Source organism: Candidiatus Paracoxiella cheracis (assembly GCF_049348705.1).
Classification (GTDB): Bacteria; Pseudomonadota; Gammaproteobacteria; order Coxiellales; family Coxiellaceae; genus Paracoxiella; species Paracoxiella cheracis.
Genome location: NZ_CP186486.1, coordinates 15,809 through 34,176, shown reverse-complemented (window position 1 = coordinate 34,176; position 18,368 = coordinate 15,809). Strand labels below are relative to the sequence as shown.

Here is an 18,368-nt window from a genome sequence, read left to right as displayed (position 1 = left end):
AAAGTTAATTTTTGTACAGAAAAATACCCTAGAGTTCGTTGCTTTTTTCATAAAGAATTAATTTTTTTTTGTAAATATCACTATTTACTTGTCCATGTGAGTTGTAGAGAGCGCGTCCGCGTGTTTTTAGTGCGTCGTGTATTACGTGTGATTAGCCAGAGGGATGCCAATAATCTATTGTGCGCCTCGCGTGCCCCTGAATGAACAAGGCGTTTCAAGGGATGTTACTAAAGAAGATTAGACCTCCTGCGAAACTAAAAATTGAGCTTTTGGCCTCTAAATATCTAAATAATAAAAACAATCAGTTATGGCCCCAAAATTGCTCAAAATATGATTTTCGCAGGCTATTCCCAGATGAATTAAAAATCGACCATCCGAGCTCTGTTGCAAGTATTGAAAGTGATTTGAGTTTTGTATCAGCCAATCAGAGGTATACCGTATGTCCCTAGAATGGATAAAAGATAATCTTGATCCGAAATTAAATGAGCAAGCATTTGAAGCCTGTCCCCTAAAAAAAGAACTGGGTTTGGATGAAATCCAAAAAAAGTTGTCTAAAGATTGGGAAGACCAGCTTTGCCAGCGCTTGGTAGGATTGGACGTTAGTGGACAAGAAAAAATAGGAACTAAGGATCAGGCTAAAAGACATCTTGAACGCCATTTTGATGAGAAAAAGTACGTTCACACAGCTGCTTTAATTCAACAGCTTCAAATGGCCTTTTGGTATGCTACTGATTCAAGCAGCCCACTTTCTTTGGAAGTTAAAGAGAGGCTGCTAATTAGCATTAATGAAGGAGTACAGCAGTGCTCAGAAGGGTTGCATAACAGGTTAAATTTCCAATTATTAATTCTTGGTGAAGCAGAAAATTTAAAGCAACTACTAACATCAGTTAGAACTAAAATGGTCCGTGCAGCATATGCTTCTCTGTCCAATAATTTTGGAGAGGTGCACACTTATAACGCGCTTTCTAAACTTGCGAGAGATCTTGGCTTGGGCGTGCCGATGGCTAACGAAGAGGATCCATATCGCGGTTATTTGAATGTTCGTTCAGCTAGTGATCACTTGGCCAAAATTTTTAAAGCTGAGTACAGAGCTTTTAATTTACCTAACCTTATTTTTGATGAGTTAGAGGATATATTTAAAAAATTAGGCTATAGCGGCGAAAAAAAAGACGGATACTTTTATGATACTTATGCGGCAATAGTAGAACGATTGAAATCTATCATGCCTGTCTTATCAAAGGGAATAAAAAAGCCATTTTTTTATTGGGCTAATGAGCTTTGCAACGAAGGCGCTCCCCTCGATACCATTGTGGAGACTATTTTTATCATAGAAAATGAACTTTGTGTTATAGATATCAATAGAAAAAATATAAAAAAACTTATTTTAGAACAGCTTATTGAAGAAAAATTTGTTAATGCAGAAAGTTGTAGGGCATTTAATAGCCTGCGCGATTGTTCGAAAGATGACGGTAACTTATTCCCAATATCATTAATTGATGACGCGCAGTATTATGCTCTTGTTGAGGTTGAACAGCGTGAAATCACCAAAAAACACAGCATAGCCCTTATCAATAGGAGTCTCTCTGATCAAGGTGATTTTTTAATATATGTTGAAAATTTTGGCTTATCAGGGCAACTATTCTTAAATTACTGCGAGGTTTTAAAAAATGAGCCTAGTGCTTTAATTAATATTAATAGTATAGAACCCAAGCTGAAAAAAATTATTAATGATGATGAGATTTGGGACAGCCGATATTTAGTAAGTTGGTTCTGGGTTGCACAGAATTTGTTATTGGGGAGTGCTGATTTATTAACGACAAAACAAGAGTCACTGCTAGATATATTCGTACAGGCGTTGTTCGTCAAAGATAAGACTAACCAGTCCGGCTGGATGGCTCTGGCGCAGTATTACCCTGGGGGGTTCAAGGAAGCGTTTAGGCTTTTGCAGACAGAGGAGCAAAAAAATTGCCTGCTGTTTGCCTTGTGTGCTCAAGGGCAGCAGGGCTTGACAGGTTGGATAGTCCTGGCGCAGTGTGCGCCTGCGGTTTTGAAGACAATGCTTGAGTTTGTGAGTACGGATGAACAAAAAGCCAGCGTGGTGGATGGCTTGTGTATCCAAGGGGATCAGGGCTGGACAGGCTGGATGGTGCTGGCGGAGCGTGCACCGGCGTGTTTGGATACAGCGCTTAAGTTTGTGTGCACAAATAAACAAAGAAACGACGTAGTGACTGCGCTGTGTGCTCAAGATCAACAGAGCGTGACAGGTTGGATAATCCTGGCCCGGTATGCGACTAATTGCTTAAAGACAGCGCTTGAGTTTGTGAGTACGGATGAACAAAAAGCCAGCGTGGTGGATGCCTTGTGTATCCAAGGGGATCAGGGCCGGACAGGCTGGATGGTGCTGGCGCGGTGTGCGCCTGCGGTTTTGAAGACAATGCTTGAGTTTGTGAGTACGAAGGAACAAAAAGCCAGCGTAGTGGCGGGGTTGAGTCAGAAAACCCAGAACGGCTGGGCGGGCTGGATAATCCTGGCCCGGTATGCGACTAATTGCTTAAAGACAGCGCTTGAGTTTGTTGGTACGGAGGAAGAAAAACAGCGTATCATTGCGTTGTGTAAAGACGGGCATCAGGGCTCAACGGGCTGGATGGTTCTAGCGCGGTATGCGCCTCAGTCTTTAAATACATTGCTTCGGTTTGTGCGGACAGAGCAACAAAAAGTAGACATCGTGACTGCGTTGTGTGAGAAAGGACGACAAGGTTGGACAGGCTGGATAGTGTTGGCACAATATGCGTCGAAGACTTTGAATCAAACATTCGGGTTTGTGCGGACACAGACACAAAAAAAGTGCGTGGCAGATGCGTTGTATGAGCAAAATGGAGATGGCTTGACGGGCTGGATAGCCCTGGCGCGCTATGCGCCTGATGACTTAAAGACAGCGCTTGAATTTGTGAGTACGAAGGAACAAAAAGAGCGTATGGTGGCTGCGTTGTGTCAGAAGGGACGACAAAATTGGACAGGCTGGATGGTGTTGGCGCGGTATGCGCTTGATGACTTAAAGACAGTGCTTGAATATGTGTGCACGGAAGAGCAAAGATATAATATGGTGGCCGCCCTGTGTCAGAAAGAACGTCAGGGCTTGACAGGCTGGCAAATGATTATGCGTGATTCAGCGGCGATAGAAAAAATATATCAATGGCCGGATGTCGGCAAATATATTAGACTTTTGTTATATGCTACTGACACGGTGACTCAGGATCACCTTTCTAAAATACAAAAGAACGAGTTGTTACGCCAAGCGTTGGATATTATATCTAATTATTTATATAGTTCTGGGACTGGTGTTTTCTCGTGGTTGCGACATGCTGGAGGTAAATTAGCGTCAAAGCAGTGTATTACTAAGCTTATAGATCTAAACATAAACAAAAACGATATAAATACCAGTATTTGTAAGATAATGTCTCAATGGGTAAGTCATTCAAACAATCATAACTCTTCACGATCTTCGTTTTTAAATAATTCAGTATTATTCGGTTGCAATGCGAACCATAGAGAGGCTGGTGCTGAGTCACCAGAGCCTGTGCGCAAGTGTTCCGTAAGAGAGCGTTCACCGGGTCTGTAAATAAGATTGTGTAAATGCGATAGTCAGGGAAAGGTCGTTAAAATTATACGGAGTCTTTGACTATGGCAATGAAAACCAATAAATTAGATCCACAGGTTGTGGAATATTTTCTCAAACATACCAAGACCGCATCTGATATTTTCGGTGATACTGGTTTGTTAAAGGAGTTAAAAAAGGCACTGACGGAGCGTATTCTGGAAGGGGAGCTGACGGACGCGCTGGGTTATGCAAAACACGAAGTGTCTGGCCACAATAGTGGTAATTCCCGCAATGGGCACAGCCAAAAAACGATCAAAACAACAGATGGCGAGATGACCATTGAGGTTCCTCGTGATCGTAACAATGAGTTTGTACCGCAATTGATTCCAAAACATCAAACCCGCTTTGATGATTTGGATGACAAAATTATGAGTCTTTATGCACGGGGTATGACTACCCGTGATATTCAAGATCAGTTGAAAGATTTGTATGGCACAACTATTTGTTCGAGTCTCATTTCTACAGTAACCAACGAAGTGATTGAAGAAGTGAAGGCTTGGCAAAGTCGTCCGTTGGACAAGGTGTATCCGATTGTGTATTTGGACGCTTTAGTGATTAAAGTGCAGCAAGATAAAAAGGTTATCAATAAGGCATTGTATTTGGCTTTAGGAATTAATATCGATGGGCAAAAAGAATTGCTAGGTATTTGGATTAGCCAAAATGAGGGCGCTAAATTCTGGTTGAATGTATTAACGGAGTTAAAAAATCGAGGCCTAGAAGATATCCTGATTTGTTGCGTTGACGGGCTAACGGGCTTTCCTGATGCGATTGGCGCTGTGTATCCTAACACTCAAGTACAGCTTTGCATTGTACACATGGTGCGGAATTCATTGCGCTATGTGGGTTGGAAAAAGAAAAAAGAAGTGGCCGCTGACTTAAAAGCTATTTATTCGGCCAGTACGGTTGAAGAAGCAGAATTGGCGCTGACGAGTTTCTCTGAGAAATGGGATGCTGAATTTCCCTCGATTGCCAAAAGTTGGTTGACTCATTGGGAGCGCATTGTGCCATTTTTTGGGCTCTGTCGCAATTAATTCACGTAAATACAATATTGCTTATGCGCATTTTTCCTGGTCGCAATTAGGCTGCGAGTGCATAGAATTGTTCAAACACAGCCATATTAGCAGCATTTTTATACTGACCTTTTTGGAGCATGTGATGTAATTCAATCCCAGCTAAAGTTGCCTCAGCTGTATCAAACGATTTAAATCCCATCATCGGTTTTATAATTCTTTTAATGCTGCGATGATCTTGCTCCACAATATTATTTAAATATTTTATGTCACGAACAAAAATAGTTATGAAAACTCCACAAATCATCGATAATAATGTCAATATTAAATTAATCGATTTTAAGGCTGATTTATTTGATCCACTTTTATCAATGGTAACTTTCTTTGGTAGCCCATGAGTCCCGATCGCTTTCTTGAAAAAGCGTTTCGCCGCTTGTTTATCGCGTTGTTTCGATAGTAAAAAGTCGATCGTATTACCCTCTTTATCAACAGCGCGATATAAATAATGCCAATCGCCTTTTACTTTGATGTAGGTTTCGTGCATTCTCCAACTACCACCGACAGGAGATTTATGTTTTTTCCGGAATTCTGCTTCCAATAAGGGCGCGTATTTAATAACCCAACGATTTATTGTGGAGTGATCTACATTGACTCCTCTTTCTAGCATGAGTTCTTCAATATTTCGGTAGCTCAGCGCGTAAGCTAAATACCAGCGCACCGCCATCAAAATAATCCCCCGATGCGAGCCATGGAGAGGCGAAGCCGATGGCGAGTATTCCGCGGCAGCCGCCGATTTTTGACAGAGCGGAGTGCCGAAGGAACGGAGTTCCGTAGGCAGCGTAGCGAGTGGCAAAAATCTGTAGGCGGCGTCGAGTCATCTGGAGACAGTGCGCAGTCGGCCGCGAGGTCGCGGAGCGCTGTCGACGGGGACGTCTGCGGCTATTTAGGTTGTCGCGTATTGCGAGTCGATTATTGACAGGGATGCCAATAATCTATCACGAGCATCGCGACACACTTCTTCTCAAAATGGCGCCATTTGAAATTGATCATATCACATCCTTCTACGTAGATAATTCACTATAAGCCATCAATTATACACACCGGCTTCGAGATTTGCGACACAACCGCTTTGTTGCCTAACTAAAATGTGAACAATCTATTTCATTTTTGCTGACCATATTATAATTAAGAACCCAACGATTTTCAAGCAGATCGCGCCTAATAGGCGTGTAAGCCTTCAGACTTGATCTGACACTCCTGGTCAGTTAGAGTAAAACTTAATTGACCAATCTTAAAAAACCAAGACCGGGAGTGCCAGATCAAGTCTGAAGGTTTACACGTTAGCATCCTAGTTTTTTTACCAAACTTTCATCTTTATTTGTTGATTCGTTCTTTAAAAAATGTAGCCCGGTTTTATCGCGTATAGTTTGCAAGTTTACTACGTACTTGCACATATTTGTTTTACGTGTTGTTTTTTGAGGCATAATAAACGCAGCATAATGAGTAATATTATTATCTAATTGAAAAATGACTTTGAAGTAAGCGCTCGGTATTTCTATTAATGGTTCTGCTGGAAGCGAACAAATTTTCTCCTTAGTGTCGTATATTGGCCCTGTCACAACATAAAGGCCTTTATTTTTTTCAGCTAAACGTCTTACAGCAGACTCTAAACGTACCCAAGGACCTTGGTTTAACATCGATTTCTGTGGGGTAATGTTGGAAAGATAATTTGTGTTCTCCCAATTAGGATTATTAGAAAAACTAGCTAAGGGTGCCTGATGCCCTCTATCCACATTACATGCTGCATGTGCGCCCTCATAGTCTTGTGGGGACAATGTATACGCTGCTGGAATATTAGGGTCTTTCTTCCAAATCCGTTTCCTACTTGGACCATTTAAATTAGCTTTATCCACTTTATAAGCAACCCAATCAGCAAATTTAGTCTTACGATTAGAGCTTAGTATATAGATTTTATGATCAACAAGAAAATTGTTCTTAGGTGCGCCAATTGGGCAATAAGATTGATAGCAAAGTTCATTTCTGATGTTTTGTTTTTCTGGCTTTGCAATATTTTCACAACCAGTAATCGGTATGCTAAACAGAATGATTAGTAGCAGTATAACTTTACAATAATTTTGCTTCATTAGACCTCCTGCGAAAATCAAATTTTGAACAATTTTGGCGGAATAACTGATTGTTTTTATCAGGGGCTTTGTTGCCTAACTAAAACATGAACAATCTATGTAATTTTTGCTGTCTATATTATACTCAGCACCCCAGGATTTTCAAGCAGAAGGCGGCTCATATGCCAAATAAATATCCAAACAAAAAAGGCTGGACGATTCCCAAGCAGAAATACAAGGTGAGCAATTGGCGTGAATATAATAATGCATTACGCAATCGTGCCAATATTGAAATCTGGATATCCGATGATATTATTCATGCGTGGTATGAAAAAGATCGTGTGTATGATGGCAAAGGCGCACCCCAAAAGTTCACGGATCTTGCGATCATTACGTGCCATGAAATTCGGCAAGTTTTTCGTTTAGCGTTGAGGCAATGTCAAGGGTTTATGAATTCAATTTTCAAGATGAAAGCCCTTAATATAAAATCACCGGATTACAGTTGCTTGTCAAAACGGTTAGCGCTTTTAACGGCTCTGTCGCAATTAATTCACGTAAATACAATATTGCTTATGCGCATTTTTCCTGGTCGCAATTAGGCTGCGAGTGCATAGAATTGTTCAAACACAGCCATATTAGCAGCATTTTTATACTGACCTTTTTGGAGCATGTGATGTAATTCAATCCCAGCTAAAGTTGCCTCAGCTGTATCAAACGATTTAAATCCCATCATCGGTTTTATAATTCTTTTAATGCTGCGATGATCTTGCTCCACAATATTATTTAAATATTTTATGTCACGAACAAAAATAGTTATGAAAACTCCACAAATCATCGATAATAATGTCAATATTAAATTAATCGATTTTAAGGCTGATTTATTTGATCCACTTTTATCAATGGTAACTTTCTTTGGTAGCCCATGAGTCCCGATCGCTTTCTTGAAAAAGCGTTTCGCCGCTTGTTTATCGCGTTGTTTCGATAGTAAAAAGTCGATCGTATTACCCTCTTTATCAACAGCGCGATATAAATAATGCCAATCGCCTTTTACTTTGATGTAGGTTTCGTCCATTCTCCAACTACCACCGACAGGAGATTTATGTTTTTTCCGGAATTCTGCTTCCAATAAGGGCGCGTATTTAATAACCCAACGATTTATTGTGGAGTGATCTACATTGACTCCTCTTTCTAGCATGAGTTCTTCAATATTTCGGTAGCTCAGCGCGTAAGCTAAATACCAGCGCACCGCCATCAAAATAATCCCCTTCTCAAAATGGCGCCATTTGAAATTGATCATATCACATCCTTCTACGTAGATAATTCACTATAAGCCATCAATTATACACACCGGCTTCGAGATTTGCGACACAACCAGAGCATGTAGGCTGCAGCAAGCGAATTCATAAGGGTAATTTTTCCATAATTTTAAAAAAACAGACATATTTAAGGGTGTGTTAATTTTCAAATTAAGTTTTTTGTATCATAATTTTATTTTTAAAGCATTTGTTCAAAAGCAATAATGCAAAAAAAAAAACAAATATACCTAAACATCCGATGCGCGCCATGGAGAGCGAAGCGAAGGCGCGTATTCCGCGGTAGGCTCGGATTTTTTGCCGAGCGTAAGCGACTGCAAAAAATCTTTACGAGCCGTCAAGTCATTTGAGAGCCCGTGCGTAGTCGAGCCGTGAGGTCGCGGAGCGCGGGCGACGAGGACGTCCGCGGCTATTTAAGTTGTCGCGTATTGCGAGTCGATTATTGACAGGGATGGCAATAATCTATCACGAGCATCGCGACACGCTTGATATCAAATAAATGAGGAGATCTAGTTATGAGAAGCTTTGATGATAATGACAACCCACACAAAGAGAGTGATGCTTTTTTCAGTGGGGGTTGGAATGAAGTTGACCCTAACCTTTTTTTTGTAAAGGAAGAACAAGATTTGCCATCTCTAAGTGAAGAGCTTGCGCCTACGCGTTTACCAGAAGTAGGGTTAGAGGAACCCCAAGGAAACGACTCACGTTCTTTCATGGTGCCAGAGTCAGTTTCATCACTAAGCCCGCATGTTTTTCACCATAAACCTCTGGAGCAACAGAGTACGGCGCTTGCAGGTCCATCTTCTGGATTAGAGGCAAGAGCATGCACTTCAAACAATTTTAATTTTACTAAAGAGAAAGGCCCTTGTCTTTTTCGTTTTCAAGGTAGTGCTGTACCGACTGACCAGCCCTCGAAAGCTAAATATCAAGACAAGGCTAGTGATGAGTATAGAAGAAGGCGCGATAGAAATAACATTGCGGTTAAAAAGTGTAGAAAGAAAAAAATGGAACAGCAGAGGCAGACTCAGAATACGGTCAAAACACTTGAGGCTGAGAACAGTGAATTGGAGAAATCTATTCATCGGTTTGAGACTCAGGCCGATGCCTATTGTAGCTTATTTAGAAGGATTTCTACCTCATCTAGGCAAGGCGTTAACGCCGTTCAGGGGTTTATTCCAGGGCTCGCTTCTGCTTGCAATGACTTTAGGCGTTGTAACACACCTAGTGAACGTCTTGAGAAACTTCTGGGAGAATTATCCGTAAGTAATGAACCGCGAGATGTTCAGTTTGTATCGCAAGCAACCGATAGGGGTTTTGGGGCACCCGTTAATCCTAATTTATCTATGTTTGGGGTTTCTGCGACAACTCCCGGGCAGGGCAACCTCGACAGCAGCGCATCAGAAGAAAGTGAGCAAATCCAAAGCCGCTACTATCAGCTATAGTTGAAAGGGTTTTGTAAAATCGGTTGTGTCGCAAATCTCGAAGCCGGTGTGTATAATTGATGGCTTATAGTGAATTATCTACGTAGAAGGATGTGATATGATCAATTTCAAATGGCGCCATTTTGAGAAGGGGATTATTTTGATGGCGGTGCGCTGGTATTTAGCTTACGCGCTGAGCTACCGAAATATTGAAGAACTCATGCTAGAAAGAGGAGTCAATGTAGATCACTCCACAATAAATCGTTGGGTTATTAAATACGCGCCCTTATTGGAAGCAGAATTCCGGAAAAAACATAAATCTCCTGTCGGTGGTAGTTGGAGAATGGACGAAACCTACATCAAAGTAAAAGGCGATTGGCATTATTTATATCGCGCTGTTGATAAAGAGGGTAATACGATCGACTTTTTACTATCGAAACAACGCGATAAACAAGCGGCGAAACGCTTTTTCAAGAAAGCGATCGGGACTCATGGGCTACCAAAGAAAGTTACCATTGATAAAAGTGGATCAAATAAATCAGCCTTAAAATCGATTAATTTAATATTGACATTATTATCGATGATTTGTGGAGTTTTCATAACTATTTTTGTTCGTGACATAAAATATTTAAATAATATTGTGGAGCAAGATCATCGCAGCATTAAAAGAATTATAAAACCGATGATGGGATTTAAATCGTTTGATACAGCTGAGGCAACTTTAGCTGGGATTGAATTACATCGCATGCTCCAAAAAGGTCAGTATAAAAATGCTGCTAATATGGCTGTGTTTGAACAATTCTATGCACTCGCAGCCTAATTGCGACCAGGAAAAATGCGCATAAGCAATATTGTATTTACGTGAATTAATTGCGACAGAGCTGACGGACGCGCTGGGTTATGCAAAACACGAAGTGTCTGGCAACAATAGTGGTAATTCCCGCAATGGGCACAGCCAAAAAACGATCAAAACAACAGATGGCGAGATGACCATTGAGGTTCCTCGTGATCGTAACAATGAGTTTGTACCGCAATTGATTCCAAAACATCAAACCCGCTTTGATGATTTGGATGACAAAATTATGAGTCTTTATGCACGGGGTATGACTACCCGTGATATTCAAGATCAGTTGAAAGATTTGTATGGCACAACTATTTGTTCGAGTCTCATTTCTACAGTAACCAACGAAGTGATTGAAGAAGTGAAGGCTTGGCAAAGTCGTCCGTTGGACAAGGTGTATCCGATTGTGTATTTGGACGCTTTAGTGATTAAAGTGCAGCAAGATAAAAAGGTTATCAATAAGGCATTGTATTTGGCTTTAGGAATTAATATCGATGGGCAAAAAGAATTGCTAGGTATTTGGATTAGCCAAAATGAGGGCGCTAAATTCTGGTTGAATGTATTAACGGAGTTAAAAAATCGAGGCCTAGAAGATATCCTGATTTGTTGCGTTGACGGGCTAACGGGCTTTCCTGATGCGATTGGCGCTGTGTATCCTAACACTCAAGTACAGCTTTGCATTGTACACATGGTGCGGAATTCATTGCGCTATGTGGGTTGGAAAAAGAAAAAAGAAGTGGCCGCTGACTTAAAAGCTATTTATTCGGCCAGTACGGTTGAAGAAGCAGAATTGGCGCTGACGAGTTTCTCTGAGAAATGGGATGCTGAATTTCCCTCGATTGCCAAAAGTTGGTTGACTCATTGGGAGCGCATTGTGCCATCGATGCGCGCCATGGAGAGCGAAGCGAAGGCGCGTATTCCGCGGTAGGCTCGGATTTTTTGCCGAGCGTAAGCGACTGCAAAAAATCTTTACGAGCCGTCAAGTCATTTGAGAGCCCGTGCGTAGTCGAGCCGTGAGGTCGCGGAGCGCGGGCGACGAGGACGTCCGCGGCTATTTAAGTTGTCGCGTATTGCGAGTCGATTATTGACAGGGATGGCAATAATCTATCACGAGCATCGCGACACGCTTGTTTTTGCTTATCCGGCAGAAATTCGGAGGGTGATTTATACCACTAACGCTATTGAATCACTGAACATGAGTATCCGAAAAGTTATTAAAAATAAACGAGTTTTTCCGTCGGACGATGCCGCTTTAAAACAACTCTATTTAGGGTTAAAAAATATAGCCAAAAAATGGACCATGCCGATTCGAGACTGGGGTGCCGCCATGAATCGTTTTGCCCTTATGTTTGAAGATCGCCTGGCGGATTTTGTATAAAACTTAAAATTCATAAGAGAGGAAATTAATTTGAACGCAATGTAGTTTTTGATAAAATTAAAAAATCAGTTAACACAATGGCTGATTCATAATTCTGACTGACGCGATTTACACAAACTAATAAACAGTCCCTTCGATACTGCTGGCTGACTGAGTTTTCTTGATCTGAATAAAGAATAGTTGTTTTCTGTTCTAGTCTTATTTTTTTTATTAACCTCACCTAGTGTTAAATCAAATGTGTTGGTCTTACTATGTTGATTGGTAATGGTTACAACAATTCCCCACTCGTGGAGCTTTGCTAAAACACCAATATGACCGTTGGCCGCCGCAATGAATGCGGGCGTTTCACCATTTTTGGTAGCCGTCGTCAGATCAATTCCCCACTCGTGGAACTTGTCCAATACCTTCAGGCATCCATACTTTGCTGCAGTGAACGCGGGGGTCTCACCGTGATTGTTGGGAGTTGTTAAATCAATGTCCCACTGGTGGAACTTTTCTAAAACACCAATCTGATCGTTGGCCGCCGCAATGAATGCGGGCGTTGCACCATTTTTGGTAGCCGTCGTCAGATCAATTCCCCACTCGTGGAACTTGTCCAATACCTTCAGGCATCCATACTTTGCTGCAGTGAACGCGGGGGTCTCACCGTGATTGTTGGGAGTTGTTAAATCAATGTCCCACTGGTGGAACTTTTCTAAAACACCAATCTGATCGTTGGCCGCCGCAATTAATGCGGGCGTTGCACCATTTTTGGTAGCCGTCGTCAGATCAATGTTCCACTCGTGGAGCTTTTCTAAAACACCAATATGACCGTTGCTCGCCGCAATGAATGCGGGCGTTGCACCATTTTTGGTAGCCGTCGTCAGATCAATTCCCCACTCGTGGAACTTGTCCAATACCTTCAGGCATCCATACTTTGCTGCAGTGAACGCGGGGGTCTCACCGTGATTGTTGGGAGTTGTTAAATCAATGTCCCACTGGTGGAACTTTTCTAAAACACCAATCTGATCGTTGGCCGCCGCAATGAATGCGGGCGTTACACCATTTTTAGTAGCCGTCGTCAGATCAATTCCCCACTCGCGGAGCTTTTCTAAAACACCAATATGACCGTTGGCCGCCGCAATTAATGCGGGCGTTGCACCATTTTTAGTAGCCGTCGTCAGATCAATTCCCCACGCGTGGAGCTTTTCTAAAACACCAATATGATCGTTGTCTGCCGCAATGAATGCGGGCGTTACACCATTTTTAGTGGCGGTCGCCAGATCAATGTTCCACTCGTGGAGCTTTTCTAAAACACCAATATGCCCGCTGTCTGCCGCAATGAATGCGGGGGTCTCACCCTGATTGTTGGGAGTTGTTAAATCAATGTCCCACGCGTGGAGCTTTTCTAAAACACCAATATGCCCGTTGTCTGCCGCAATGAATGCGGGCGTCTCACCCTGATTGTTGGGAGTTGTTAAATCAATGTTCCACTCGTGGAGCTTTTCTAAAACACCAATATGACCGTTGCTCGCCGCAATGAATGCGGGCGTTACACCATTTTTAGTGGCGGTCGTCAGATCAATTCCCCACTCGTGGAGCTTTTCTAAAACACCAATATGCCCGCTGTCTGCCGCAATGAATGCGGGCGTTTCACCATTTTTAGTGGCGGTCGTCAGATCAATTCCCCACGCGTGGAGCTTTTCTAAAACACCAATATGCCCGTTGTCTGCCGCAATGAATGCGGGCGTCTCACCCTGATTGTTGGGAGTTGTTAAATCAATGTCCCACTCGTGGAGCTTTTCTAAAACACCAATATGACCGTTGCTCGCCGCAATGAATGCGGGCGTTTCACCATTTTTGGTAGCCGTCGTCAGATCAATTTCCCACTCGTGGAACTTGTCCAATACCTTCAGGCATCCATACTTTGCTGCAGTGAACGCGGGGGTCTCACCCTGATTGTTGGGAGTTGTTAAATCAATGTCCCACTGGTGGAACTTTTCTAAAACACCAACACGCCCGGCTTGCGCCGCAATGAATGCGGGCGTTACACCATTTTTAGTGGCGGTCGTCAGATCAATTCCCCACTCGTGGAGCTTTTCTAAAACACCAATATGCCCGCTGTCTGCCGCAATGAATGCGGGCGTTACACCATTTTTAGTAGCCGTCGTCAGATCAATTCCCCACTCGTGGAGCTTTTCTAAAACACCAACACGCCCGGCTTGCGCCGCAATAAACGCGGGCGTCACGCCATGTTCATTGGCAGCCGTCAGATCAATGTCCCACTCGTGGAACTTTTCTAAAACACCAGTATGACCGTTGCCCGCCGCAATAAACGCGGGCGTCACGCCATATTCATTGGCAGCCGTCAGATCAATGTTCCACTCGTGGAGCTTTTCTAAAACACCAACACGCCCGGCTTGCGCCGCAATTAATGCGGGCGTCTCACCCTGATTGTTGGGAGTTGTTAAATCAATGTCCCACTCGTGGAACTTTTCTAAAACACCAGTATGACCGTTGCCCGCCGCAATAAACGCGGGCGTCACGCCATATTCATTGGCAGCCGTCAGATCAATGTTCCACTCGTGGAGCTTTTCTAAAACACCAACACGCCCGGCTTGCGCCGCAATTAATGCGGGCGTCTCACCCTGATTGTTGGGAGTTGTTAAATCAATGTCCCACTCGTGGAACTTTTCTAAAACACCAACACGCCCGGCTTGCGCCGCAATTAATGCGGGCGTCTCACCCTGATTGTTGGGAGTTGTTAAATCAATGTCCCACTCGTGGAACTTTTCTAAAACACCAACACGCCCGGCTTTCACCGCAATTAATGCGGGCGTCACGCCATGTTCATTGGCAGCCGTCAGATCAATGTTCCACTCGTGGAACTTTTCTAAAACACCAATCTGATCGTTGGCCGCCGCAATGAATGCGGGCGTTACACCATTTTTAGTAGCCGTCGTCAGATCAATGTTCCACTCGTGGAACTTTTCTAAAACACCAGTATGACCGTTGCGCGCCGCAATAAACGCGGGCGTCACGCCATTTTTAGTAGCCGTCGTCAGATCAATGTTCCACTCGTGGAACTTTTCTAAAACACCAGTATGACCGTTGCGCGCCGCAATAAACGCGGGCGTCACGCCATATTCATTGGCAGCCGTCAGATCAATGTTCCACTCGTGGAGCTTTTCTAAAACACCAATATGACCGTTGCTCGCCGCAATGAATGCGGGCGTCTCACCCTGATTGTTGGGAGTTGTTAAATCAATTCCCCACGCGTGGAGCTTTTCTAAAACACCAATATGCCCGTTGTCTGCCGCAATGAATGCGGGCGTTTCACCATTTTTAGTGGCGGTCGCCAGATCAATGTTCCACTCGTGGAGCTTTTCTAAAACACCAACACGCCCGGTTTGTGTTGCAACCCACACCATCAGTCTTACCACATCGCCTTCTAGTGCGTTCATCAATTTTTCTAGCCCAAATTCAGCCACTGTGTAGTTAAGAAAATCAGCTAATTTATGCAGATCAGTTCTATCAATCAAAATTTCCAGAACTGACTTTCCAAAACAGCATTTGGAATCGAAAGTAATACCTTTTTTCCCTAATAAAAAAGCAGTATTGGCGCGTAACACTTCTAATAGTTCGTTACTTGGACTGCCATAGAGAAAAGACCAGATCAACGCCTCTCTATAAGAAGACTGCTCTTGGCAATACTCACTTTTCAATAGACGAAGCAGCCCATCTCCATGCATATGCTGAAACGATGGCCAAGCCACAAATTGATGATTTTCATTTTTTAACCCTTCTATATCCTCCGCTTGAGCCACTCTAACAACCCATCTGTCCATATCAAGTTTCTCATCTTTGATTTCTTCGACAATAAATAAATCGGACACCGTTTGAATGATTTTTCCTTTTCCTGCATCAAACTTATGCACACAATCTTTAGAAAACTTATTTTGTTCAAGGCAGATGTTTACAAACAGCCGCAGCATTCGAGAAACATTTGGTATTTTCAAAGTGTTATTTGTGTCGCCACCATTGCTTTTTTCGTCTTCCGAATACATACCGTAAGAATATAGTCTTAAATCCTCTTCGTTTGGACACCCCAACCACTTTTTCATACGGCTACTGTTATCACAAGAGAACTTATCCCCTATAATGCCCTGTACTTTCATCAAAAGAAAATCAACAATCATCGTGTGGTTAATCGTTGATTTTAATTGATCACGGAATTTATTAAGCAGCTGTGCATCCAAATTAACTGGGGCAAGCGGATCTATTATTTCTGGTAGAGCATACTCTTGAGCAACATAGTTATGCAGGGCATGCACGTAATGGATTTCATCCCCCGGGAATCCAGCAGTCCAATTAACTTCAGAAACATACTGGGCTGCGATCTGTTCAATTGCACTTTTCTTCGCATAACGCACCATTGCTTCAAATGTGCTTTCTAGATATTCACAAAACCTAACCAAATTAGAATAAACGCCCGGGTAGCAAGCATCAAAAGTGAAATCTCTTAACAAACTTGGATTTATATTTTTGATAGTTCTTTCATGAGCATAGTATGCATATTCAATGGTTTTTTTTGCCGATACCAATATTAAGCTTCTATCATTTTCAGAAGAGATGTTCTCCATAGTGAACTCTCTGCCTAAGCGCTCTTTTAAACGGTCAAAATTACCCAACGCAAGATTATTTAGCTTTAGCATTGAAGCTAAAATCTGTATCAGCTGGCTTTTTGCTTTCTCAAATGATGTCGGATGATTCTGATCATAATACAAGGGACCTGCACCATAATGCGTAGTCAAAAAGGCTTCTTGCTTTTCTGCAAGAACGCTAAGTTTTTTATCTTGATACTTGTAAAATTTATCTGTTAATTCTGGTTGCATAGCCCCCCCCCCTGTAGCGGTACTGCGATCTAGACCCGTTTTGGCTTTGTTGCCTAACTAAAACATGAACAATCTATGTAATTTTTGCTGTCTATATTATACTCAGCACCCCAGGATTTTCAAGCAGAAGGCGGCTCATATGCCAAATAAATATCCAAACAAAAAAGGCTGGACGATTCCCAAGCAGAAATACAAGGTGAGCAATTGGCGTGAATATAATAATGCATTACGCAATCGTGCCAATATTGAAATCTGGATATCCGATGATATTATTCATTCGTGGTATGAAAAAGATCGTGTGTATGATGGCAAAGGCGCACCCCAAAAGTTCACGGATCTTGCGATCATTACGTGCCATGAAATTCGGCAAGTTTTTCGTTTAGCGTTGAGGCAATGTCAAGGGTTTATGAATTCAATTTTCAAGATGAAAGCCCTTAATATAAAATCACCGGATTACAGTTGCTTGTCAAAACGGTTAGCGCTTTTAACTATTCAGTCGCCTCGTTACAGGAAAACGGAATCGGCAGATAAAAGCGTTGTGGCTATCGCCCTTGACTCCACTGGGTTAAAACGGTTTGGCAGAGGTGAATGGCATCAGGAAACATATACATTATCAGCCAAACGGAGTTGGCGTAAATTGCATATAGCCGTTGATAATAAACATATTATTCATGGTAATGATTTAACGGATCGCTTTACGGCGGATTGCCAAAGCGTTGCAACGTTATCAAAGCAACTTACTTGCAAAGTGGGCCATGTCAGCGCCGATGGTGCCTACGATAAGAATCCTGTTTATGAAATATTATCAAATTACTTTAAAGGAGCCGCTATAATAATGCCGCCTGATAGTGATGCTGTTTATGATAAAAATAATCATACACAACGTAATGGTAATGTTAAGCAACTAAAAGCATTGGGCCGAATGGCTTGGCAACGAATAAGACAATACGGTTATCGGAATTATTCAGAGTTGGCGATTCAACGCTACAAAAGAATATTGGGTAGTACGTTACATGCTCGAGATTTTGTACGGCAAAAAATCGAATCAATGATCGGTTGTGGTGTGTTAAATAAAATGACACGGCTAGGAATGCCGGCGAGTTATCGTTGCGCCTAAATTTTGCGACACAGACAAAGCCGTGAGGTTAGGCAACAAAGCCATTTTACAACAACAGCACCCAATCAAACATGGGTGGGTGATATAACGTATATCCCTACCGCACAAGGCTGGCTTTACTTGGCTGTTGTGATTGATTTGTATTCGCGTACGGTTATTGGTTGGGCGATGAGCAAACCAATTAACAAGGCGTTGGTTTGTGACGCCCTGCACATGGCTTTGTGGCGTAGAGGGTTTCCCAAAAATGTCATGATGCATACAGACCGCGGTAGCCAGTATTGCTCTAAGCGTTATCAAAACATGATAAAACAGTTTCAATTGTCCTGCAGCATGAGCCGAAAAGGGAATTGCTGGGATAATGCGGTAGCTGAAAGCTTCTTCCCCACCTTGAAAACAGAATTGGTTTACCAGACTACCTATGCAACCAGAGAGGAAGCAAAACAAGATACATTCAGTTACATTGAAACTTATTACAACCGTGTTCGCAGACATTCTTCGCTTGACTACAAAACACCACTTGAGGTTGAATTAGAGGTGAAGAATGCCGCGTAATAAACTGTCCGGTAAAACGGGTCTAGATCAATCAGGGAACGGTCGGTGATTCGGATAAATTGGTTACATCATTGTAAAAAT

General features: G+C 42.4%; 11 protein-coding genes and 3 pseudogenes. 10 read left to right on the top strand and 4 right to left on the bottom strand.

Features of this window, described 5'->3' with window-relative positions:
- Nucleotides 1-221: 221 nt before the first annotated feature.
- The 3 genes from ACJMKR_RS11900 to ACJMKR_RS11890 all read left to right on the top strand — a co-directional run bounded on the left by ACJMKR_RS11900 (nucleotide 222) and on the right by ACJMKR_RS11890 (nucleotide 4,689).
- Nucleotides 222-449 carry a hypothetical protein gene (locus tag ACJMKR_RS11900; protein ID WP_423064286.1) on the top strand — a complete coding sequence of 76 codons (228 nt, stop codon included), beginning with the start codon at nucleotides 222-224 and terminating at the stop codon, nucleotides 447-449.
- The gene (locus ACJMKR_RS11895) at nucleotides 440-3,619 is read left to right on the top strand and encodes a hypothetical protein (RefSeq protein ID WP_423064285.1); all 3,180 of its coding nucleotides are present in this window, start codon (nucleotides 440-442) and stop codon (nucleotides 3,617-3,619) included. Before ACJMKR_RS11900 ends, ACJMKR_RS11895 begins: the two co-directional genes overlap by 10 nt.
- 62 nt (nucleotides 3,620-3,681) lie before the next feature.
- Nucleotides 3,682-4,689, top strand: coding sequence for an IS256 family transposase (locus tag ACJMKR_RS11890; protein ID WP_423064313.1), 1,008 nt, complete (start codon nucleotides 3,682-3,684; stop codon nucleotides 4,687-4,689).
- 46 nt (nucleotides 4,690-4,735) lie between these two features.
- Here the strand turns inward: ACJMKR_RS11890 and ACJMKR_RS11885 are convergent, their stop codons facing one another.
- Together ACJMKR_RS11885 and ACJMKR_RS11880 are read right to left on the bottom strand one after the other, a co-directional pair.
- Nucleotides 4,736-5,392, bottom strand: coding sequence for an IS6 family transposase (locus ACJMKR_RS11885; protein ID WP_423064314.1), 657 nt, complete (start codon nucleotides 5,390-5,392; stop codon nucleotides 4,736-4,738).
- Nucleotides 5,393-6,008: 616 nt separating this feature from the next.
- Nucleotides 6,009-6,812 (bottom strand): DNA/RNA non-specific endonuclease, encoded by an 804-nt coding sequence (locus ACJMKR_RS11880; protein ID WP_423064312.1) that lies wholly within the window; start codon nucleotides 6,810-6,812, stop codon nucleotides 6,009-6,011.
- 161 nt (nucleotides 6,813-6,973) lie between these two features.
- Here ACJMKR_RS11880 and ACJMKR_RS11875 point away from each other — a divergent pair, with 161 nt between their 5' ends.
- Entirely contained in the window at nucleotides 6,974-7,390 is a 417-nt protein-coding gene (locus ACJMKR_RS11875; protein ID WP_423064311.1) for a transposase, read from the top strand.
- Here the strand turns inward: ACJMKR_RS11875 and ACJMKR_RS11870 are convergent.
- On the bottom strand, nucleotides 7,387-8,088 hold the full coding sequence (locus tag ACJMKR_RS11870) for an IS6 family transposase (RefSeq protein ID WP_423064310.1): 702 nt from the start codon (nucleotides 8,086-8,088) through the stop codon (nucleotides 7,387-7,389). The genes ACJMKR_RS11875 and ACJMKR_RS11870 overlap by 4 nt on opposite strands.
- A 531-nt stretch (nucleotides 8,089-8,619) precedes the next feature.
- Between ACJMKR_RS11870 and ACJMKR_RS11865 the strand changes: the two genes are divergently transcribed.
- The 4 genes and pseudogenes from ACJMKR_RS11865 to ACJMKR_RS11850 all read left to right on the top strand — a co-directional run.
- Nucleotides 8,620-9,546: a CCAAT/enhancer-binding protein gene (locus tag ACJMKR_RS11865; RefSeq protein WP_423064309.1), complete on the top strand. Its 927-nt coding sequence runs from the start codon at nucleotides 8,620-8,622 to the stop codon at nucleotides 9,544-9,546.
- Nucleotides 9,547-9,643: 97 nt separating this feature from the next.
- A complete protein-coding gene (locus tag ACJMKR_RS11860) occupies nucleotides 9,644-10,345 on the top strand; it encodes an IS6 family transposase (protein ID WP_423064308.1) in 702 nt (233 codons plus the stop codon).
- Nucleotides 10,346-10,394: 49 nt separating this feature from the next.
- A pseudogene (locus ACJMKR_RS11855) lies at nucleotides 10,395-11,279 on the top strand (IS256 family transposase); the annotation flags it as partial.
- 204 nt (nucleotides 11,280-11,483) lie between these two features.
- Nucleotides 11,484-11,744: pseudogene (locus ACJMKR_RS11850) on the top strand (transposase); the annotation flags it as partial.
- Nucleotides 11,745-11,830: 86 nt separating this feature from the next.
- On the opposite strand, the gene ACJMKR_RS11845 reads toward ACJMKR_RS11850, so the two are convergent.
- Complete coding sequence (locus ACJMKR_RS11845; RefSeq protein ID WP_423064307.1) at nucleotides 11,831-16,618, bottom strand: ankyrin repeat domain-containing protein; 4,788 nt, start codon at nucleotides 16,616-16,618, stop codon at nucleotides 11,831-11,833.
- 139 nt (nucleotides 16,619-16,757) lie between these two features.
- Here ACJMKR_RS11845 and ACJMKR_RS11840 point away from each other — a divergent pair, with 139 nt between their 5' ends.
- Entirely contained in the window at nucleotides 16,758-17,735 is a 978-nt protein-coding gene (locus ACJMKR_RS11840; protein WP_423062509.1) for an IS5 family transposase, read from the top strand.
- A gap of 45 nt (nucleotides 17,736-17,780) precedes the next feature.
- A pseudogene (locus ACJMKR_RS11835) lies at nucleotides 17,781-18,287 on the top strand (IS3 family transposase); the annotation flags it as partial.
- Nucleotides 18,288-18,368: the final 81 nt, after the last annotated feature.